Annotated in this window: 22 protein-coding genes and 1 tRNA gene; 13 read left to right on the plus strand and 10 right to left on the minus strand. The window is 72.8% G+C overall.

The window, feature by feature from the left end; all coding sequences use genetic code 11:
* Window positions 1–40 precede the first annotated feature (40 nt).
* The 3 genes from IE287_RS26910 (at window position 41) to IE287_RS26920 (ending at window position 2,679) form a co-directional block, all read left to right on the plus strand.
* Window positions 41–616 (plus strand): TerD family protein, encoded by a 576-nt coding sequence (locus tag IE287_RS26910; protein ID WP_189851857.1) that lies wholly within the window; start codon window positions 41–43, stop codon window positions 614–616.
* 29 nt (window positions 617–645) lie between these two features.
* Complete coding sequence (locus IE287_RS26915) at window positions 646–1,794, plus strand: DUF475 domain-containing protein (protein WP_189851792.1); 1,149 nt, start codon at window positions 646–648, stop codon at window positions 1,792–1,794.
* A 147-nt stretch (window positions 1,795–1,941) separates the two neighbouring features.
* Complete coding sequence (locus IE287_RS26920; RefSeq protein ID WP_189851793.1) at window positions 1,942–2,679, plus strand: TerD family protein; 738 nt, start codon at window positions 1,942–1,944, stop codon at window positions 2,677–2,679.
* Between the two features lie 89 nt (window positions 2,680–2,768).
* On the opposite strand, the gene IE287_RS26925 is transcribed toward IE287_RS26920, so the two are convergent.
* Window positions 2,769–3,665, minus strand: a complete 897-nt coding sequence (locus IE287_RS26925) for a TerD family protein (protein WP_189851794.1) — start codon at window positions 3,663–3,665, stop codon at window positions 2,769–2,771.
* A gap of 339 nt (window positions 3,666–4,004) precedes the next feature.
* On the opposite strand from IE287_RS26925, the gene IE287_RS26930 reads away from it, so the two are divergent.
* The 3 genes from IE287_RS26930 to IE287_RS26940 are packed head-to-tail and all read left to right on the plus strand — an operon-like array spanning window position 4,005 to window position 8,755.
* Window positions 4,005–5,180 (plus strand): HpcH/HpaI aldolase/citrate lyase family protein, encoded by a 1,176-nt coding sequence (locus IE287_RS26930; RefSeq protein WP_189851795.1) that lies wholly within the window; start codon window positions 4,005–4,007, stop codon window positions 5,178–5,180.
* A gap of 18 nt (window positions 5,181–5,198) precedes the next feature.
* Entirely contained in the window at window positions 5,199–7,802 is a 2,604-nt protein-coding gene (locus tag IE287_RS26935) for a phosphoribosyltransferase (RefSeq protein ID WP_189851796.1), read from the plus strand.
* A complete protein-coding gene (locus IE287_RS26940) occupies window positions 7,799–8,755 on the plus strand; it encodes an HAD family hydrolase (RefSeq protein ID WP_229883768.1) in 957 nt (318 codons plus the stop codon). Before IE287_RS26935 ends, IE287_RS26940 begins: the two co-directional genes overlap by 4 nt.
* Here the strand turns inward: IE287_RS26940 and IE287_RS26945 are convergent, their stop codons facing one another.
* Window positions 8,756–8,968, minus strand: a complete 213-nt coding sequence (locus tag IE287_RS26945; protein ID WP_189851797.1) for an FmdB family zinc ribbon protein — start codon at window positions 8,966–8,968, stop codon at window positions 8,756–8,758.
* A gap of 98 nt (window positions 8,969–9,066) precedes the next feature.
* Window positions 9,067–10,398, minus strand: coding sequence for a hypothetical protein (locus IE287_RS26950; protein WP_229883769.1), 1,332 nt, complete (start codon window positions 10,396–10,398; stop codon window positions 9,067–9,069).
* Window positions 10,399–10,587: 189 nt separating this feature from the next.
* On the opposite strand from IE287_RS26950, the gene IE287_RS26955 reads away from it, so the two are divergent.
* The 3 genes from IE287_RS26955 to IE287_RS26965 all read left to right on the plus strand — a co-directional run bounded on the left by IE287_RS26955 (window position 10,588) and on the right by IE287_RS26965 (window position 12,035).
* A tRNA-Val gene (locus IE287_RS26955) sits at window positions 10,588–10,662 on the plus strand.
* 640 nt (window positions 10,663–11,302) lie between these two features.
* Window positions 11,303–11,821 carry a hypothetical protein gene (locus tag IE287_RS26960; protein ID WP_189851798.1) on the plus strand — a complete coding sequence of 173 codons (519 nt, stop codon included), beginning with the start codon at window positions 11,303–11,305 and terminating at the stop codon, window positions 11,819–11,821.
* 10 nt (window positions 11,822–11,831) lie between these two features.
* Window positions 11,832–12,035: a hypothetical protein gene (locus IE287_RS26965; RefSeq protein ID WP_189851799.1), complete on the plus strand. Its 204-nt coding sequence runs from the start codon at window positions 11,832–11,834 to the stop codon at window positions 12,033–12,035.
* Window positions 12,036–12,191: 156 nt separating this feature from the next.
* Here IE287_RS26965 and IE287_RS26970 read toward each other — a convergent pair whose 3' ends face one another.
* Together IE287_RS26970 and IE287_RS26975 are read right to left on the minus strand one after the other, a co-directional pair.
* Window positions 12,192–13,598 (minus strand): TerD family protein, encoded by a 1,407-nt coding sequence (locus tag IE287_RS26970; protein WP_189851800.1) that lies wholly within the window; start codon window positions 13,596–13,598, stop codon window positions 12,192–12,194.
* Window positions 13,599–13,743: 145 nt separating this feature from the next.
* Complete coding sequence (locus tag IE287_RS26975; RefSeq protein WP_189851801.1) at window positions 13,744–13,971, minus strand: DUF6959 family protein; 228 nt, start codon at window positions 13,969–13,971, stop codon at window positions 13,744–13,746.
* A 174-nt stretch (window positions 13,972–14,145) separates the two neighbouring features.
* On the opposite strand from IE287_RS26975, the gene IE287_RS26980 reads away from it, so the two are divergent.
* Window positions 14,146–14,319, plus strand: a complete 174-nt coding sequence (locus tag IE287_RS26980; protein ID WP_189851802.1) for a hypothetical protein — start codon at window positions 14,146–14,148, stop codon at window positions 14,317–14,319.
* 189 nt (window positions 14,320–14,508) lie between these two features.
* Here the strand turns inward: IE287_RS26980 and IE287_RS26985 are convergent, their stop codons facing one another.
* Window positions 14,509–14,697: a hypothetical protein gene (locus IE287_RS26985; protein WP_189851803.1), complete on the minus strand. Its 189-nt coding sequence runs from the start codon at window positions 14,695–14,697 to the stop codon at window positions 14,509–14,511.
* Between the two features lie 113 nt (window positions 14,698–14,810).
* Between IE287_RS26985 and IE287_RS26990 the strand changes: the two genes are divergently transcribed.
* Complete coding sequence (locus IE287_RS26990; RefSeq protein WP_229883770.1) at window positions 14,811–15,350, plus strand: DUF4231 domain-containing protein; 540 nt, start codon at window positions 14,811–14,813, stop codon at window positions 15,348–15,350.
* 5 nt (window positions 15,351–15,355) lie between these two features.
* On the opposite strand, the gene IE287_RS26995 is transcribed toward IE287_RS26990, so the two are convergent.
* A complete protein-coding gene (locus IE287_RS26995; protein ID WP_189851804.1) occupies window positions 15,356–16,114 on the minus strand; it encodes a GntR family transcriptional regulator in 759 nt (252 codons plus the stop codon).
* Window positions 16,115–16,304: 190 nt separating this feature from the next.
* Between IE287_RS26995 and IE287_RS27000 the strand changes: the two genes are divergently transcribed.
* Window positions 16,305–16,526, plus strand: a complete 222-nt coding sequence (locus IE287_RS27000; RefSeq protein WP_189851805.1) for a hypothetical protein — start codon at window positions 16,305–16,307, stop codon at window positions 16,524–16,526.
* Window positions 16,527–16,595: 69 nt separating this feature from the next.
* On the plus strand, window positions 16,596–16,859 hold the full coding sequence (locus IE287_RS27005) for a DUF2277 domain-containing protein (protein WP_189851806.1): 264 nt from the start codon (window positions 16,596–16,598) through the stop codon (window positions 16,857–16,859).
* On the opposite strand, the gene IE287_RS27010 is transcribed toward IE287_RS27005, so the two are convergent.
* From IE287_RS27010 to IE287_RS27020, 3 genes are all read right to left on the minus strand, one after another.
* Entirely contained in the window at window positions 16,819–17,451 is a 633-nt protein-coding gene (locus IE287_RS27010; RefSeq protein WP_189851861.1) for a DedA family protein, read from the minus strand. The two genes, IE287_RS27005 and IE287_RS27010, sit on opposite strands and share 41 nt — an antisense overlap.
* Before the next feature lie 450 nt (window positions 17,452–17,901).
* Window positions 17,902–18,363, minus strand: a complete 462-nt coding sequence (locus IE287_RS27015) for a DoxX family protein (protein WP_189851862.1) — start codon at window positions 18,361–18,363, stop codon at window positions 17,902–17,904.
* A 287-nt stretch (window positions 18,364–18,650) separates the two neighbouring features.
* Window positions 18,651–19,301: an HNH endonuclease family protein gene (locus IE287_RS27020; protein ID WP_189851807.1), complete on the minus strand. Its 651-nt coding sequence runs from the start codon at window positions 19,299–19,301 to the stop codon at window positions 18,651–18,653.
* Window positions 19,302–19,679 lie beyond the last annotated feature (378 nt).

A 19,679-nucleotide genomic window follows, 5' to 3' on the forward strand; every position in this document is an offset into this window, starting at 1 on the left:
CCTCATGGCAGCAGCATCCACCGGGGAGGAACCGAACACCATGGGCGTCACGCTCGCCAAGGGAGGCAACGTCTCCCTCTCCAAGGCCGCACCCAATCTCACCAAGGTCCTCGTGGGCCTCGGCTGGGACGCGCGGTCGACCACCGGAGCCCCCTTCGACCTCGACGCCAGCGCGCTGATGTGCCAGGCCGGCCGGGTGCTCGGTGACGACTACTTCGTCTTCTACAACCAGCTGCGCAGCCCCGAGGGTTCGGTCGAGCACACGGGTGACAACCTCACCGGCGAGGGCGACGGCGACGACGAGTCGCTCATCGTCGACCTCACCCGCGTCCCGCCCCAGTGCGACAAGATCGTCTTCCCGGTCTCCATCCACGACGCCGACAACCGCGGCCAGACCTTCGGTCAGGTCGGCAACGCCTTCATCCGGGTGGTGAACCAGGCGGACGGGCAGGAGCTGGCCCGGTACGACCTCTCCGAGGACGCCTCCACCGAGACCGCGATGATCTTCGGCGAGCTCTACCGCTACAACGGCGAATGGAAGTTCCGCGCGGTCGGTCAGGGGTACGCGTCCGGGCTGCGGGGCATCGCTCTAGACTTCGGGGTCAACGTTTCGTAAAGCCGCGTTATCACACAATGGGGTAGGCAGTGGTTCTGAAAACCTTCGGCTGGTCGTTCGCGATCACCGCGCTCGGCCTGGTCGCCGCGGTGTTCTACGGGGGGTGGGAGGCGTTCGGGATCGTCGCGATCCTCTGCGTCCTCGAGATCTCGCTCTCCTTCGACAACGCGGTGGTCAACGCCGGCATCCTGAAGAAGATGAATGCCTTCTGGCAGAAGATCTTCCTCACCATCGGCATTCTGATCGCCGTCTTCGGAATGCGACTGGTCTTCCCCGTCCTGATCGTCGCGGTCAGTGCGAAGATCGGCCCGATCGAGGCCGTCGACCTCGCGCTCAACGACGCCGACCGCTACCAGGAACTCGTCACCGACGCGCACCCGTCGATCGCCGCGTTCGGTGGCATGTTCCTTCTGATGATCTTCCTCGACTTCATCTTCGAGGACCGCGACATCCAGTGGCTGCGCTGGATCGAGCGCCCGCTCGCCAAGCTCGGCAAGGTCGACATGCTGTCGGTCTGCATCGCGCTGATCGTCCTGCTCGTCACCTCGATGACCTTCGCGACCCAGGCCCACCAGCACGGCGGCACCCACGTCGACAAGGCGCAGACGGTCCTCATCTCCGGCATCGCCGGCCTCATCACGTACCTCGTCGTCGGCGGTCTCTCCGGCTTCTTCGAGGGCAAGCTGGAAGAGGAGGAGGAGCGCGAGCACGAGGCCGAGGAAGAGGCCCGGCGCAGCGGCAAGAAGGTCTCCGCGGTCCAGCTGGCCGGCAAGGCCGCCTTCTTCATGTTCCTCTATTTGGAGGTCCTCGACGCCTCCTTCTCCTTCGACGGCGTCATCGGCGCCTTCGCCGTCACCAACGACATCGTCCTGATGGCCCTCGGCCTCGGTGTCGGCGCCATGTACGTCCGGTCCCTCACGGTCTACCTGGTCAAGCAGGGCACCCTCGACGAGTACGTCTACCTGGAGCACGGCGCCCACTACGCCATCGGCGCCCTCGCCGCCCTCCTGCTGATCACCATCCAGTACGAGATCCCCGAGGTCATCACCGGCTCCATCGGCGTCATCCTGATCGCCTGGTCCTTCTGGTCCTCCGTCCGCCGCAACAAGGCGCTCGCGGCGGCCGAGGACGGCTCCGGATCCGCCGGCGACAAGGCCGAGGTGAGCTCCGGGGTGTGACACCCTGCACCCTGGTGTGCGCCCCGCCACGGGGTGTGACCCGGGGGACAATGAGGAACGCTTCCCTGCGGGGCGACCGGCCCGTCCGGTCGCCCCGCAGGCGTGTGACGGCCGGGCAAGGCGACCGATGTGGGGGGTGGGGGCCCGATGGCCTTCTGGGAGAACCTGATTCCGGGACGGACGACGTCCTTCGACACGGGCATGGGCGCGTCCCAGACCATCGACCTGACCAGACGCCGCCCCTCGGTCTCGCTCGCCCAGCAGGGCGGCGCCACCGGCAACCTCCGGGTCAACCTGTCCTGGCGGATGCGCACCTCCGACATCGAGGGCCGTTCCCGCCAGAGCGGCCGGCTGCTGCGCAACCCGGCCCAGTTCTTCCGGCCCGAGGTCGTCCAGGCGCACACCCAGGGCATGGTCAACGTCGACCTGGACCTGGGCTGCCTGTACGAGCTCAAGGACGGCAGCAAGGGCGTGGTGCAGCCGCTCGGCGGCTTCTTCGGCGACCTCAACGCGGCCCCGTACGTGAAGCTGAGCGGCGACGACCGCTTCGGCGCCCCCTCCGGGGAGACGATCTTCGTCAACCTCGATCACAAGGACCGGATCAAGCGGCTGCTCTTCTTCGCGTACATCTACGACCAGACCCCGGCCTTCGACCGGACCCACGCGAAGATCACGCTCTACCCGAGCAACGGCCCCCGGATCGAGATCGACCTCGACGAGCGCGCCCCGCAGGCCCGCTCCTGCGCCGTCTTCTCGGTGGACAACAGCAAGGACGAGCTACTGGTCCGGCGCGAGGTGCGGTTCGTCTACGGCTTCCAGGCCGAGTTGGACCGCCTCTACGGCTGGGGACTCCAGTGGGGCCGCGGCTACAAGTCCAAGACGTGACCGCGGCCCTCGGCGGCCCACCGGGGGCCTCGCCGGCCGGCGGGCCGCCCGGGCGGCCCGGGCCGGTCCCGCCGGCCGGACCGCGGCCGTCAGCGGCCCTGGAACTGCGGACCCATCGGCGGCATCCGGAACTCGGCGACCGGCTCCGGCCCGTGCGAGGCGTGCACGGGCTGCGGATAGCCGTACGCGGGCCCCGGGCCCGGCGCCGGCTCCTGCGGGTAGCCGTAGGAGGGCGCCCGGTCGGGCATCGGCGGCAGGGGCGGCGACGGCGGCACGGGCGTGTGGACCACGGTCATGTCGAGGTCCGGGTGCCCCGCGGAGCCCGTACCGGCCCCGGAGGCGGCCCCGGCGTCGATCAGGGCGGTCTCGGCGGCCGAGGCGTCCCCGGGGGCCCCGGAGGCCGCCCCGTCGCCCGTGGGCGCCTCCTCGGGGGCCTCGTCCACCGAGATGCCGAAGTCCGTCGCCAGGCCCACCAGGCCGGTCGGATAGCCCTGGCCGACCGCGCGGAACTTCCACCCGTCGCCCCGGCGGTACAGCTCGCCGCAGATGACGGCGGTCTCCTCGCCGGTCTCGGCCGTCACGTCGAAGAGCGCCAGCGGCTCCCGCTCGGGCGTGACCGCGGCGTCGTACAGGAGGATCCTCAGGTCCGTCACGGCACGGAAGGTGCCGCCGTCCGAGGAGGCGGCGAGCACCACCCGGTCGATGGACGGGTCGAGCGCGGCGAGGTCGGCCTCGACGGTGTCCGTCAGCGCCTCGGCGACCCGCTTCTTCGGCAGCCGCCGCACCAGCCCCGAGGGGTGACGCGGCTGGTTGTAGAAGACGAAGTCCTCGTCGGAGCGGACGCGCCCGTCGGTCCCGAGGACCAGGGCCGAGGCGTCCACGTCGGGGACCCCGGGGCCCGGGGTCCAGCGGAGCACGGCCCGTACGGCCGCGGTGTCGAGAGGGACGTTGGAGCCCTTCAGCATCGCGTGCGTCATGACGGCCATCCTGCCCTCCTGCCCGACCGGGGGACAACGCGGGGGCACCACGGGTAGCGGAGCCGCCGCCACCGCCCCGCCTCCGGACGCTCCTCCGGGCGCGCGCACCCGGCGTAACCGGGCGGCGCGCGGGGCGGCGCCCGGGAAGGGCAGGGACGGGAGGGGCGGGCGGGGCGGCGGGCGGGAAGGGCGGGGACGGGGGGACGGGAGAGGCGGGAGAACATGCGGGGACGCGACGGGGAGGGGTTACCTGGATTTCATGAGGAGTGGGAACTACGGACACCCGCACCTACGTACTATTACCGGCCACGTGTCATCAGGGCCCAGGCAAGCAGACGGGGGACTTACATGCGTCATTTCGGGCAGATCCCGTCCGCGGTGCGGACCGGGCTCTTCCACCGCGAGCCGGCCGAGTTCACCGCCGACTCGCCCGCCCGCACGCTCGCGGTCGCCCTCGGCGCCACCCTCTACAGCCCGGCCACCCGGCCCCGCCTCGCCGACGACATCCGCAAGCAGGCCGGACGCGGCGTCGTCTCCATGGTCCTCTGCCTGGAGGATTCGATCAGCGACGCCGACGTCGAGGCGGGCGAGGCCAACCTCGTCCGCCAGTTCCGCGACCTCGCCGACGGGCGCGCCGCGGGCGGCCCCGACGTCCCGCTCCTCTTCGTCCGGGTCCGCGAACCCCGCCAGATCACCGACCTCACCGCCCGCCTCGGCGACACCGTCGGCCTGCTGTCCGGATTCGTACTGCCCAAATTCACCGAGGCCCGCGGCGCCGCCTTCCTCGAAGCCCTCACCCGGGCCGAGCACACCGCCGGACGCCGGCTCTACGCCATGCCCGTCCTGGAGTCCCCCGAGCTCCTCCACCTGGAGACCCGGGCCGAGACCCTCGCCGGCATCGCCTCGATCACCGACAAGTACCGCGACCGCGTCCTCGCCCTCCGCCTCGGCGTCACCGACTTCTGCTCCGCCTACGGACTCCGCCGCTCGCCCGACATGACCGCCTACGACGTCAAGGTCGTGGCCCACGTCATCGCCGACGTCGTCAACGTCCTCGGCCGCGCCGACGGCACCGGCTTCACCATCACCGGCCCCGTCTGGGAGTACTTCCGCCCCGGCGAGCGCATGTTCAAGCCCCAGCTGCGCCGCAGCCCCTTCCTGGAGGGCCGCGCCGAGGACCTGCGCACCGCGCTCATCGAGCACGACATGGACGGCCTGCTCCGCGAGATCGAGCTCGACCGCGCCAACGGCCTCCTCGGCAAGACCTGCATCCACCCCACCCACGTGCTGCCCGTCCACGCCCTGTCCGTGGTCAGCCACGAGGAGTGGAGCGACGCCCAGGACATCCTGCGGCCGGAACAGGGCGGCGGCGGCGTGCTCCGATCCGCCTACACGAACAAGATGAACGAAGTGAAACCGCACCGCGCCTGGGCAGAACGCACCCTGGTGCGCGCCGAGGCCTTCGGCGTCGCCCGCGAGGACGTCGGTTTCGTGGAACTGCTCACCGCCGGCCTCGCCGGCTGACGAAAGGACTGCGGCGACGTGGTGTGGACCGGAACGTGGGTCGCGGAGCGGCTCGGCGTCGAACTGATCGGCGACGAGGAGCTGCCGGCCCTCTTGGGCCTCGCCCTGCGCCGCAACCCCAAGCGGGCCCACCTGCTCGTCTCCAGCGTGCTCGGCAAGCACGTGCCGCAGCACCCCTCCGTCGTCTACGGCACCGGCCTCGGCCTCGGCCTGCGGGTCCGCGAGCTCCTCGGCGCGCGGGAGGCCGAGAGGGCCGTCGTCCTCGGATACGCCGAGACCGCCACCGCCCTCGGCCACGCCGTCGCCGACGGCCTCGGCACCGCCCCGTACCTGCACTCCACCCGCCGCCCCGTCGCCGGCGTGGCCACCGCGGGCGGCTTCGAGGAGTCCCACTCGCACGCCACCTCGCACCTGCTGCTCCCCGAGGACCCGGAGCTCCTGGCCGGCGAGGGGCCGCTGGTCCTCGTCGACGACGAGTTCTCCACCGGCAACACCGTCCTCAACACCATCCGCGGCCTCCACGAGCGCTACCCCCGCGAGCGGTACGTCGTCGTCGCCCTCGTCGACATGCGCGGCCCCGCCGACCGCGAGCGGCTCACCGACTTCGCCGCCGAGATCGGCGCCCGCGTCGACCTGCTCAGCCTCGCCGCCGGCACCGTCGGCCTCCCCGACGGGGTCCTCGCCCGGGGCCAGGAGCTCGTCGCCCGGCACGAGCCCCCGCACGGGGCGGCCCCCGCCCCGCGCTCCCGCGGCGGCTTCACCGCCGTCGCCGCACCCGTCCGCGTCGACCTCGACTGGCCCGCGGAGCTCCCCGACGGCGGCCGGCACGGCTTCACCCCCGCCCACCGCGCCCGCCTGGAGGGCGCGCTGCCGGCGATGACCCAGGCCCTCGCCGAGGCGCTCGCCCTCGGCACGGCCGACCCGGCCCCGCTCCCCGGCCACGGCCCCGCCGGCGCCCCCCGGGTCCTCGTCCTCGGCTTCGAGGAGCTCATGTACGCACCCCTGCGGCTCGCCGGGGCCCTGGAGGACGCCGGGCTCGACGTCCGCTACTCCACCACCACCCGCTCGCCCGTCCTCGCGGTCGACGACCCCGGCTACGCCATCCGCACCCGGCTCGTCTTCCCCGCCCACGACACCCCCGCCGACGGCCCCGGCGAGCGCTACGCCTACAACGTGGCGGGCGGCGGCTACGACGCCGTCGTCGCCGTCGTCGACTCGGCCGCCGACACCCCCGAACTGCACGCCCCCGAGGGACTGCTCGCCCAGCTCGCCGCGCACATCCCGCACGTCGTCCTGGCGGTCGTCCCCTCGTACGCACCGCACCCGCAGGCGGCCGCGGAACCGGTCGCCGACACCGCATCGGAAGCGATCCGAACGGAACCGTTCGCCGCCCCCGCGTCCGGAGCGATCCGATCCGAAGCTCCCGAAGCTCCCGAAGCGATCCGATCCGAAGCTCCCGAAAGGAGCTCCATGCTGCCCGAGCCCCTCCGCGGCCCCGCCTTCTCGTCGTACGCACCCGAAGAGGTCGGCTGGCTGCTCCAGGACCTCTCGGACGCCGAGCTGGAGGCGCCCACCGAGGAACGCGAGGAAGCCATCCAGAGCGGCGGCGCGCACTACGCCGAGTCGCTGCCCGTCGAGTACCAGCCGAGCGCCCGCTACCAGGAGCTCTTCCACAGCGCCCTGGAGTCCTCCGCCGCCCGCATCGCGCACGCGGTCGGCACCGTCACCGAGACCGTCCTCGCCGAGAAGCCCGGCCGGCCCGTCCTCGTCTCCCTCGCCCGCGCCGGCACCCCCGTCGGCGTCCTCATGCGCCGCTGGGCCCGACGGCGCCACGGCCTCGACCTGCCCCACTACGCCGTCTCCATCGTCCGCGGCCGCGGCATCGACGCCAACGCCCTGCGCTGGCTCGCCGCCCACCACGACCCGGCCGACGTCGTCTTCGTCGACGGCTGGACCGGCAAGGGCGCCATCACCCGCGAACTCGCCGCCGCGCTCAGGGAGTCCGAGGAGTTCGCCGGCTTCGACCCGGAGATCGCGGTCCTCGCCGACCCCGGCTCCTGCGTCCGCACCTACGGCACCCGCGAGGACTTCCTCATCCCCTCCGCGTGCCTCAACTCCACCGTCTCCGGCCTGATATCGCGTACGGTGCTCCGCTCCGACCTGGTCGGCCCGGACGACTTCCACGGCGCCAAGTTCTACCGCGAGCTGGAAGGGGCCGACGTCTCCGGCGCCTTCCTCGACGCCGTCGAGGCCCGCTTCGACGAGGTCGCCGCCACCGTCGACACCGACGTGAAGGACCTCCTCGCCACCGACCGCACCCCCACCTGGGAGGGCTGGGCCGCCGTCGAGCGGATCAGCGAGGAGTACGGCATCCACGACGTGAACCTCGTCAAGCCGGGCGTCGGCGAGACCACCCGCGTCCTCCTCCGCCGCGTCCCCTGGAAGATCCTCGCCCAGCGCGGCGCCGGCGCCGACCTCGCCCACGTCCGCCTCCTGGCGGAACAGCGCGGCGTCCCGGTGGAGGAGGTCGACGGCCTCCCGTACACCTGCGTCGGCCTGATCCACCCCCAGTACACCAGGGGCGCGACGGGCGCCGACGGCAAGGCGGTGGCGTCCCGATGACCACGATCCCGACGACGACTCCGGCCACTCCGACGACTCCGACGACTCCGGCGGCGACTCCGGCCGGCGACGCGCTCCCGGACGCGGCTCGGGAGACGCTCCCCGCCGTGGCCCCGGAGAGGCTGCCCGCCGTGACCCCCGCTTCCGGCACGACCCTGGTCGCCAGCGACCTCGACCGCACCCTCATCTACTCGACCGCGGCCCTCGCCCTCGGCATGCCGGACGCGCAGGCGCCCCGGCTGCTGTGCGTCGAGGTCCACGAGTCCAAGCCGCTCTCGTACATGACGGAGGAGGCCGCCGAACTCCTCGCGGCCCTCACCGCCGAGACCGTCTTCGTGCCCACCACGACCCGCACGCGCAAGCAGTACCAGCGCATCCAACTCCCGGGCACCACACCCAGGTACGCGATCTGCGCCAACGGCGGGCACATCCTCGTCGACGGCGTCACCGACGCCGACTGGCACGCCTCGGTCGTCCGCAGGCTCGCCGAGGAGTGCGCCCCGCTCTCCGAGATCCGTGCCTACCTCACCGCGACGACGGACCTCTCGTGGGTGCGCAAGCACCGGGTCGCCGAGGACCTCTTCGCCTACCTGGTCGTCGACCGCGAGCGGCTCCCCGAGGACTGGCTGGACCGCTTCGGCGCCTGGGCCGGCGACCGTGGCTGGACGGTCTCGCTCCAGGGCCGCAAGGTGTACGCGGTGCCGAAGCCGCTGACCAAGAGCGCCGCCGTCCGGGAGGTCGCCCGCCGCACCGGCGCCGCGCTCACCCTCGCCGCCGGCGACTCGCTCCTCGACGCGGACCTGCTGCTCGCCGCGGACCGCGCCTGGCGCCCGGGCCACGGCGAACTCGCCGACACCGCGTGGACCGCCCCCCACCTCGACGTCCTCGCGGAGCGGGGCGTCGCGGCGGGCGAGGAGATCCTCCGCCGCTTCCGCGCGGCGGTCTCGGGCTGATCAGCCGCAGCAGCCCCCGCCGCAGCAGCCGCCTCCGCCCCCGCCCGGGGCGGGGCCGGCGGACGCCGAGCCCCCGACGGCCACGGCCGACAGCAGCTTCACGGTGTCGTCGTGCCCGGCGGGGCACGCGGCGGGCGCGGAGGACTCGGCCATCGGCCGGCTCAGCTCGAAGGTGTCCCCACAGGTCCGGCAGCGGTATTCGTAACGAGGCATGGCCCCAGGTTAGCGGCGGCACCCACCGAGGGAACCCCCGCTCCACCCCCTCACCTATCCCCTCACCGAGCTCACCGAGCTCACCGAGCTCACCGAGCTCAGTGGGCCCCCGCGCCCCGCTCCTCCCGGATGGCGGCGACGACACCGGCCGCCGAGGCCCGCACCGCCTCCAGCTCCATCAGGAAGTGCCAGTAGTCGGGGTGGCGCCCCTCCAGCCCGTCCACGGCCCGGTCGATCCGGGCCACGGCCTCGTCGAGGGGGCGGGCGTGGCGCGGATCGGGCTGGTTCCGGCCCTCCATGGCGAGCCGCTGCGCGTCCCGCACCGCGAACCTCGCCCGGTCCGTCTCCGCCTTGGGGTCCTTCGCCACCGCGTCCAGCCGCCGCAGCCGCTCGCCGGCGGCGGAGACGGCCTCACCGGTCGTGTCGAGCAGCGCGCGTACGGTCGACAGCAGGGCGGTCGCGTCCGGCCACCGCTGCTCGGCGCGGGCGGCCGACGCCTCCGCGAGCCGCTCCTCGGCCTGCCGTACGGCCCCGGCGGCCTGCTCCGACACGTGCTGGAGGTCCTGCCAGCAGGCGACCGAGTACCGGCGGCGCAGCTCCGAGAGCACGGGCTCGACGGCCTCGGCGCGGGTGGTCACCGCCTGTGCCCGGGTGCGCAGGGACACCAGCCGCCTGTCGATCTCGGCGGCGCGCTCCGGCAGCCGCTCGGCCTCGGTCCGCACCGCCTCGGCGTCCCGCAGGACCCGGTCGGCCCGCTGGAGCGTCTCGGCGACGCCGTGCCGCCCGGCGCCCTCGTTCAGCCGGGTCAGCTCGGGTCCGAGCGCGGCGAGCCGGGCCGCCAGGTCATCGGCGCGCAGCCCCTTCCCGCGGACGGAGTCGAGCGCGTCGCCCGCCCCGCGCAGGGCCTGCCGGGCCCGCTCCACCGCGGGCGCGAGCCGCGCCAGCTGGGTCTCGGCCCGCCCGAGCAGCGGCGCGAGCCCCTCCTCGAAGCGGTCGAGCTCCCCCTTGACCCGCTCCAGCTCCCCCCGGGCCCGGTCGAGCTCGCCCCGGGCCCGCACGGCGGTCCCGGCGTCGAGCTCGTCCCGGTCGAGGTCGTGCGCGTCGACGGCCGAGATGTAGGCGCGCGACACCTCGTCGATCCGCCGCCCGAGCGCCTCGAACCCCTCGACGGCCCGCAGGGCCTCACCGGTCCCGTCGACGGCGGTGATCGTCTCTATGGTGATCCGCAGCCCCCGCTGAGCCGTGTCGAGCTCGTAGAACGCGGCGGCCGCCGCGTCCTTCGCGGCCTGCGCCTCGGCCCGCTGGCTCTCCCCCCGCCCCCCGAACCACCGCCGGCCGCCCCCACCGGCGAACGACTGCGGCACCAGCACCCCGACGAGCACCGGCAACAGCACCGCCAGCCGCACCGCCGCCCCACCCCTGGACGCCACCCTGCCCCTCACGTCGCCAGCCGCCACGACCCTCTCCCGTGCTGTCTCCACCGCGCCCAGCCGCCCGGACGCCCATTCTCCCACCCCCTAGGGACGAACACACGGCCCCATCAGTTCGCCCCACCCCTCCCCACCCACACGCGTTTGCGATCCGCCCACCCCCTCCGTGTACGCTGTTGCCTCCCCCAGGGGTGCGTAGCTCAGGGGTAGAGCGCTGCTCTTACAAAGCAGATGTCGGCGGTTCGAAACCGTCCGCGCCCACCAGCAGGAAGCACGACGAAGGCCCAGGTCACCGGTAGCGAACCGGGAGCCTGGGCCTTGTTCGTTCCCCGGGGCGGGGAGGCGGGGAAGAGGCGTCGTGGCACGTACCTGCCAGATACATCGCCGGTCGAAGGACCGCTCCTCTTGGTCGAGCATCCGATGAACCCGGATACGCCCGTGAAGCAGTCCTCCAAGATCCCGACCGCGCTGGAACAGGGCCTGGCCTGCCCCGCAGATCAGCGACTACCTCCTCTGGAGCTCCGTCCCTCCGAGAAGGTCATCGACCGAGCCGCGCCGTGCAGCCCCATCGCCCTTCGAGGCCGGCGCGGTAAGAGTTTCCCTACTTCATTCAAGGCACCCGCCGCGCACGGCGCGGCGCGCGCGGCCCGGCGCCCGGGCCTGCGCTCCTGTCTCCGCCCCGCTCCAGCCCGACCGCCGGCCGCACGCCTGACAGCTCGGGTTGATGGGGGGGAACCCTCTGTAGCTGGGGCAGTTGGCTTCACGGCTTTGGGCAGTCATTTTGGGGCGAGCCTCTAGGATCATGGACTTCACGTCGTGATCGTGCCCGCTGTGCTGTGCGAGATCGCTTACGGGATCCCTGCCAACCGATGACAGGGGTGCGGTCAATTGGGGAGGGGTGAGGGTGGCGGGTGATCTCCAGTTCAGCTGGGAACTGAGCGGTTCGGGATGGGTTTCATACCGGATTGCCGACGGGGTTTCGGAGCATGAGACCCACATCGGCTATTGCACGGACGCGCTTGCCGACCTGCTGTACGCCATGGCGGGGCTCTACGGGGAATCGTCCGGTGAGCGCTTCTCGTTCGACCGCGAGCCCATGGAGACGAGGTGGCTGCTCCGGCGACAGGGGGCGGACGTGGCCATCGACATTTTCGAGTTCCCGGACGGGGCAACGAGCTGGGGCTCGCCCGACGAGACGGGCGGCACCCTTCTCTGGAGCTCCACCCAGCCCCGCAGCGTGCTGTGCCACGCGGTGAAGGAAGCGGCCGAGGCCGTACTGCGGGAGCACGGTGAGGACGGGTACCAGGAGAAGTGGATGCTGCACCCGTTTCCCATGGCCGCCTTGCAGGACCTGCGGCGCTTGCACCGACGAAACGACGACTGCCGGCACGAGCGGTGCCGGACCGGTCCCGAGGGCTGGTGACGGCGGCGGTATGCGCGATGAGCGGCTCGACGAGCCGCTGTCGGACGAGGAGCTGGAGCTGTTCGTCCCGTACCCGCACCGGTTCGCCCACCACGACGTGGAGGAAGGGTCCGTCGGCCTGGTCCTGGAGCGTAGCGGCGAAGAAGAGTGGCCGGGTTCCTTGAGGTTGTCGTGGGAGTGGACATCCGGAACGGACGTCCATGACGGCGGATGATGGCTGCCCTGCGTGATCGCCATGGCAGGGGAGTCGGCGATCCGACTGCCACGGGGGCCGTACGGGAAGGTCTGCGTCCTGTTCCCGCCCGGCTGCCGACCGCGGTGTGCGGCAGCTCGGGGTGAGGAGTCACTCACCATGATGCTGACGGGTCGGTCATCTTCTCTTGAATTCGACGGGGCCCGCGTTCATCTCGATGGTGCCGTCCGGATGGAGCACCGGGCGGCGTTCGGTCATGCGGGCGCTGTAGGCCTCGATGTGGTGGATCGTCGCTCCGTCGGCCGTGGTGAAGTCGACGAGGGCGATGGCCACCCAGTAGCGGGTCCTGGTGTTCTCGAAGAGCGGGACGGTGACGGTGGAGCCGCGCCCGTCCGTGATGACGACCTTCGCGCCGAAGCTGCGGAAGGAGCCGATGCCGTTGCTGACGGCGGAGTAGGCGCAGAGGAGGACGTAGCCCTGTTCGTCGGGACGCACGATGCGGAGCGACTCGCGCCCCGGAATGCGCGAATCGCCGTCGAGGCGAATGTAGGGGCGGCTCTTCACGGAGCCGAGGCGCTTGTAGTAGACGACGTCCGCGCCCTTGCCCTTCTTCGCCGTCCCCGGGGTGGCCGGGGCCGCAGCGGTTCCGGGGCGCAGCGGTTCACCCTGTGCCACGTACCTGGATCCGGCGAGGGTGCCGGGCGCGTTCGTTCCCCGCAGGGCTTGTGACGCGGGCACGAACAAGGCGTACAGATCGAGGTCGGCGCCCTGTCTGCGGCGCCGGTCGCTTCCGCCGTCCCATTCCAGGGAGGCGGTGACCACCAGCTCGCGGTCCTTCTTGTCCAGGCCCATGGAGACCCGGCCGCCCTTGTCGAGGCTGATCCTGCCGAGTGGAGGCTTGCGCAGGCTCATCGGGCTCATCGGGCTCCCGGCGGTGGTGGCCGGTGCGACCGGTGCGACCGGTGCGACCGGTGCGGCCGGCTCGGGGAGTGCCGTCGTCGTCGCGGTATCGCGCGTGGATCCGCTTTCTCCCGTGCCGGGCCGGTCCACCGCGGAGGGTTCCCGCGGCTCCTCCACCTGGATCCCGAAGTCGGTGGCGAGGCCGGCCAGGCCGTCGGAGTAGCCCTGCCCGATGGCGCGGAGCTTCCATGCCGGGCCCCTGCGGTACAGCTCCATCAAGAGCACGGCGCGTTCACCGTCGGTGAGGGCGGGCGGACGGAAGAGGACCGGATCGGCACCCTGCTGAACGGCGCTCACCCGTACCTCTCCGACGTCGCGGAACGTACGGGTCGCATCGTCGGGGTCGCAACTGCCGACGAGGACGACCCGGTCGACGTCCGCGGGAAGCGCGGAGGGGTCCACCTCGATGCGCTCGGGAATCCCGGCGTCCGCGGCGAGGTGCCGGACTGCACCGGCCTCGGCGGAGGGCTGGTTGTAGAAGACCAGGTCGTCGTCGGACCTGACCTTTCCTTCCGCGGTGACCAGCAGCGCGCTGAGGTCGACCTGGTCGCCCACCGCGCGCAGCTCGGCTGTCACGCGGCCCGATCCCACTTCCGTGTTCTCGCCCTTGCGGAGCTCTGTCACGCCGTCCACCTCCGCAGAATCTCCCCGTCCGCTTCCTGTCACCCTGCCACACCTGGTTCGGAAGGGAAGGGGTCTCACCCGGAGTCCCCTCGGCGGCGTTTCTGCGGATTTCTGCGGCATCCGGTGAGCCGGAGCCCGTGGGCCTTCAGGCTTCCGGGTGGTGCTGGAGCGTGGAGTCCAGGTCGGCCCGGAGGAGGGCGGCCGCGTGGAGGGCCTCTTCCAGGTCGCCGGCGGCGCACGGGGCGGCCGGCTCGGCCGCGTCCGCCCGGCGGATGCCGAGGGTGTCGCCCTGGATCAGGACTCCGGGGTGCGTGCGGCCCGGCAGGCGCAGGACGGCGTCGTTGCCGCCGTCCGCGAGCGGCTCGACTTCCACTTGTTCCCTTTGATCCTCGTCACAGTTCCGGGAGCTGACATCCGTGGCCGATCGGTGTATGCGGTGGTCGGAGGCGGTGTGGTGGAGGTGAAGGACCTTCGGAGACCGGAGCGAGGTGTCCTCGGCGGGTTTACTCGGTCGAGGGTGTCGGTGGGGGCGTCTAGGGTTGGTGTCATGTCCGAGCAGCTTCGCGCCGAGAACCGTACCGTCGACCCCGCCGTCATCAACTGCCGCATTCGTGCCCTGTGGGCGAGCGGTGAGCTGACGGTCGAGGGCCGCGCGGAGTACGGGCGGCTGCTCGTCGCGTGGGAAGAGGCCGTCCGGGGCGAGCAGCAGCTCGCCGCCTAGGGACCGGCAGAGGCCGGGGGAGAGGCGGAGACCGCCAGAGGCGGCAGGGGCCGACGCCGAGCGGGCGGGTTTCGTTGCCCGTTGCCCGTTGCCCGTTGCCCGTTGGCCGGCGCCCATTGCCCGGCGTGTGGTGCCCGGTGGGTGGTGGGGGCCGGCGGGGAGTCGCCGGCCCGGGGCGGACGTTCGCCGTTACTTGATCACTTCCACCTTCTTGTCGCCCGCCGACTTCGCGAGCGTCACCGGCTTGACCGTGCCGGTCTCGCGGTCGCCGGCGTCGGTGGTCGCCGTGGCGGGGGCCGCGAGGACGGCGGCGAGGGCCGCCGCCGTGGTCGCGAGGAGGGCCAGGGCGAGGCGGGTGCGGGTGATCGACGTCGTCATGACGGCTCCTGGGGAGGGGTGGTGGTGACGGGGCGAACGTATCGCGCGGGGGCCTGAGGGGGAACGGGAGCGCCGAGTTGACGTGCCCACTTCGGGGTCGGTGTACTTCGGGCATGGTGGACGTGGGGGACGCGCCCGAAGCCGGCGCCGGCGGTGGCGACATGACGGCGCAGGGGTATGTCGAGGGCCGTCTGGCGCAGTATCAGGAGTGGTACGACGTCAAGGCGACGCGGATGAAGGCCATGCACCTGCGGATGCGGACCGTGTCCGTCGTCGGCGGGGCGCTCGTGCCCGTGTTCGTGAACCTGGACGCGGGGTTCGCGCGGGTCACCGCCACCGTGCTGAGCGTGGTCGTCGTCGCCGCGGTGTCGCTGGAGAGCGTGTACCGGTACCGGGAGCAGTGGAAGAACTACCGGTCCACGGAGCAGCTGCTCGGGCACGAGCGGGTGTACTTCGAGGCCCGGGTCGGGCCCTACCGGGAGCTGTCGAAGCGGGAGGCGTTCACGCTGCTCGTCGCCCGGGTCGAGAGGGCCATCGCCAACGAGAACGCCGCCACGCTGAACGTGATGACGCTCGGCGGGCAGGTCGGCGCCGATCTGCAGGGGTCCGGGCAGCAGGCCAAGGGCGAGGTGCCGGCCGCGCGCGAGGGGTGAGCGTCCTACGCGTCGAAGTCGTACTCCAGGATGTAGGACGACGCGTCCAGGGTCATCTCGTTGAGCTCGACCGGCCTGCCCGGTTCCGTGAACGCCGTGCGGCCGATGAGGACCACCGGGGTGCCCGGGGGCAGCGTGAGGCGGTCGGACTCGTCCGCGGTCGGCATCCGGCAGCGGATCTCCTCGCGGAAGTGGACCGGCCGGTGGCCCAGGTCGGAGAGGCGGGCGTAGGTGCCGCCGGGGCCCGTGTCGGCGCGGACGATCGGGGTGCCGCGCACCAGCTCGGCGGAGAGGTACGAGACCGAGAGCAGCACCGGCTTGTCGTCGAGGACGAAGCGGCGGCTGCGGACGCAGACGGGGTCGTGCGGCGCCAGGTTCAGCGCGCCCGCCACCCGGGTGCCCGCCTCCTCCTCCGACACCACGATCTGGTCCACCACCAGCGTCCGGTTCTCCACCTCCGACGCCCAGACCGAGCGCCCGCCGCCCCAGCCCTCGCCGGCCAGGCGCGGGATGCCGCGGCGACGCAGCGGACGGAAGGCGCGGACGAAGACGCCGGCGCCCTTGCGGGCCTCCGTCAGGCCCTCGCCGCGGAGCACCGCGAGGGCCTGACGGGCGGTCATCCGGGCCACCTCGTAGGTGGACATGAGGTCGTTCTCGCCGGGGAGCCGGTCGCCCGGCGCGAAGGCGCCGGACTGGATCGCGGTTCTCAACTCATCTGCGATGCGCTGGTACTTGGGCCGACGAGTGCCGTCCTGGTCAGTCACGGATGGACCACTCCCTTCGTCTGCGGGACACCCTAAGGGGCTCCCCGCGGCCAGGGTGCACACGTGTGCGCCGTCCTGCCCTGGTGATCCATCCATCGGGGGACATCTCTAGAGATACGTTGACAGGGCGGAGTGTCCGCGTTTCCCTTGGTGTCCCCACGCAGGATTCGGGACGGGACGGAGGGGTTGCGTGCAGCCGGTGCCCGAGGTCGGCGACCTCGTCCGCGACACCGCCACGGGGCGGGTCGGCTTCTTCGTGCGGAGCGTCTCCGGACGTTTCCTGATCCGCGCCGTCCACGGCGGGGCCGAGTGGGAGGCCGAGCCCGGCGACGTCCAGCTCGCCACCCCCCTGCGCGAGCTCCGCGCCCGCGCCGCCGAGATCAACGCGCGCAGCCGGCGTGGCCTGAACTGAACCATGGCGGGGGCCGCGCCCCCGTCGGCACCCCCCTCCGTTGTCAGTGCTGCGCGTCACACTGGAGGCATGTGCCGCAGCATCAAGACACTCCGCCCGCCCGTCCTGCCGCACGACGCGACCCAGGACGACATCCACGCCGCCGCGCTCCAGTACGTCCGCAAGGTCTCCGGCTTCCGCGCCCCCGCCGCGCACAACCGCGAGGTCTTCGACCGGGCCGTCGAGGAGGTCGCCGACGCCACCGCCCGGCTCCTCGCCACCCTGGAGGTGAGGGGAGCGCACCCCCACCCCGTCAGGACGCCGGAGCCGGAGCCGCGCCCGGGCGTCGTATGAGATAGCCCGCCAGACCGCCCGCCAGCAGCAGCGCCAGGGTCGAGACCCCCGCGCTGAACCAGGTCGCGCCCAGCCACGCGCCGCCCAGCCAGCCGAGGCCCACGCTGTACGAGGCCCAGACCACCGCGGCCAGGGCCGACCAGGGCAGGAACTCCTCGGGGCGCCGCCCCGCCGCGCCCGCGCCCAGCGAGACCACCGAGCGGCCCGCCGGGGCGAACCGGGCCAGCACCACGATGAGGCCGCCGCCCCGGGCCAGGGCGGTGCCGAGACGTTCCCGCGCCACGGTCAGGCGGCGGGAGCGGGCTATCGCCCGGTCCAGACGCCGGCCGCCGCGCAGGGCCAGCCGGTACGCCAGGAAGTCGCCGAGCATGGAGGCGGCGGCCGCGGTGAGCAGCAGCGGCACCAGGGAGGGGACGTCCGCGGGCGCGGTGGCCGCGCCGAGCGAGGCGGAGGCGGCCGTGGCGGCGGAGATCACGAGGAAGCCGCTCGGCAGCACGGGCAGGAAGACGTCGAGCAGGATCGACGTCGCCACCACCGGATAGATCCACGGGCCCGCGGTCAGCGACCTCAGCGAGCCCATGCTGTCGAGCAGATTCACAGGGGCAGAGCCTACGCGCCGGGGCGGGGAGCCCTGGCGGGCGGGTCGGTGGGTGGGCGGCGGGGAGCGGGAGGGAGGAGGGTGAGCGGGGAGGGGGAGAGTGAGCGGGGAGGGGGGAGAGTGAGCGGGGAGGGGGGAGAGTGAGCGGGGAGGGGGGAGTGTGAGCGGGAAAGGGGGAGGGGGGGAAGCGAGCTAGGGAGAGAGCGGGGAGCGGGGGAGCGGGCGCCCCCGCGCCTGGATCGCGCGGGGGCGGCCGTCGGCCGTGACGCCGGTGGCGCCGGCGACGCCGATGGCATCGGCGGTCGGGTGGGGCGGTGCCGTGAGCGGTGCGGCGCCTCGTACCGGGTGGAGCTGCGGCGCCTCGGGCCGGGCGGTGCCGTAGTGCTTCGTACCGGGTGGTGCCGTGGTGCCTCGGGCCGGGCGGTGCCGGGGTGCCGGGGAGGGTCAGGCGGCGACCGGGGTGTTCTGCTTCTCCGTGCCCTGAGCGTCCTGGCCCGCCGGGGCGCCCTTCGCCCCGAACAGGGCGTCGAGCGCCAGGCCGCCCGGGCCTGTGAAGATGAGCAGGGCGAAGGCCCAGCAGAAGAGGGTGGCCGTCTCGCCGCCGTTCTGGAGCGGGAAGAGGGCTTCCGGCTGGTGGACCCGGAAGTACGCGTACGCCATCGAGCCCGAGGCTATGAAGGCAGCCCCGCGGGTGCCGAGGCCGACGAGGACGAGGCCGCCGCAGACGAGCTGGATCAGCGCCGCGTACCAGCCGGGCCAGGTGCCGGCGGGGACGGTGCCGCCGCCCATCGCGCCACCGAGGACGCCGAAGAGCGAGGCCGCGCCGTGGCAGGTGAAGAGCAGGCCGACGACGATCCGGAACAGGCCGAGCGCGTACGGCTGCGCCCGATCGAGGCGGTGGGTCAGGGTGCTCATGGTGGGGGGACTCCTTCGGCCGGCCCGCTCCGGGGGGAACGGGCGTGGGGGACTGGTACCGAACGGCCGCCAGGTTAGGCATCCCTGAGTAGTACTTGCAAGTTCAAACATCTCCTTCGGCGGGGGCGCGCCTATGGCTGGGGCCGTTCTGGTCTGGACCAGGGTGGCTCAGGTCTGGACCACGGGCGCGCCGATTTCACGCCGTTTCTCGCGGCGTCCCGGCGCCGCTCTCGCGCGGTGCCGGGACGCCCGTCCTCCGCGGTGTCAGGGGTCCGTCCTCAGCACCCGTTGAGGACGGACTGGAGGGCGCTCTTCTCCGCCGAGTCGACGCTCAGGCCGTAGTGGTGCTTCACGTGCACCCAGGCGCGGGCATAGGTGCAGCGGTACGCGGTGCGCGGGGGCATCCACTCGGCGGGGTCGAGGTCGCCCTTCGACTGGTTCACGTTGTCGGTGACGGCTATCAGCTGCGGGCGGGTGAGGTCGTTGGCGAAGGACTGGCGCTGGGCGGTGGTCCAGGAGTTGGCGCCCGAGCGCCACGCCTCGGCGAGCGCGACCACGTGGTCGATGTCGAGGTCCGAGGCGGCGGTCCAGGTGGCGCCGTCGTACTGCGAGTACCAGCTGCCGCTCACGGAGGCGCAGGCCGAGTCGGTGACGACGTTCGAGCCGTCCCGCTTGAGGACCGTCTCGCGGGTGTTGCAGGCGCCGGACTGGGTGATCCAGTGCGGGAAGAGGTCGCGGCTGTAGCCGGTGAGGGAACCTTCCGCCCTGACCGTGAGCGCGGCCAGGTAGGTGCGGGCGGTGGCGGCGCTGACCGGGGTCGGCATCGCGGCCTGCGCGGTGGGCGCGGAGGTGGCGAGGCCGGTCAGGGCGAGGGCGGCGGAGGAGGCGAGCACGGCGATTCGACGCGCGTAGACCTTGCCGACGGGCATGGGGGACTCCCTTGATTCGGTGGGACCGTGACGGTTCGGCCGGTCCCGTGCGGTACCGGGCTGCGGCGCCCGGTCATCGTGGCGGCGCGAGGTTTCTCCGGGGGGTGCGCCAGGTAACAGAGTGGCGACATGGACACGTCACATCAAGGGGTGTGACGTGTGCTGATGGAGCGTCGGATTCCGCCGGGCGGGAGCGAGTTGTCCCGGAGTGCGGTGGTTCGGCCTCGCGCTCCGGAGGCTGTGGGGCGAGGTGTACGACCTCCGGGGCGCGAGGCCCGGCGGAGGGGTCGTCGGCGGGACGGGTGGGGGGCGGGCCCCGGGTCGGCGGGGGTCGGGGCGGGGGGTGTGACGTCCCGGGGACGGGGCGGGGATGGGGCG

Origin of the sequence: Streptomyces omiyaensis, assembly GCF_014650895.1 — a bacterium.
Classification (GTDB): Bacteria; Actinomycetota; Actinomycetes; order Streptomycetales; family Streptomycetaceae; genus Streptomyces; species Streptomyces omiyaensis.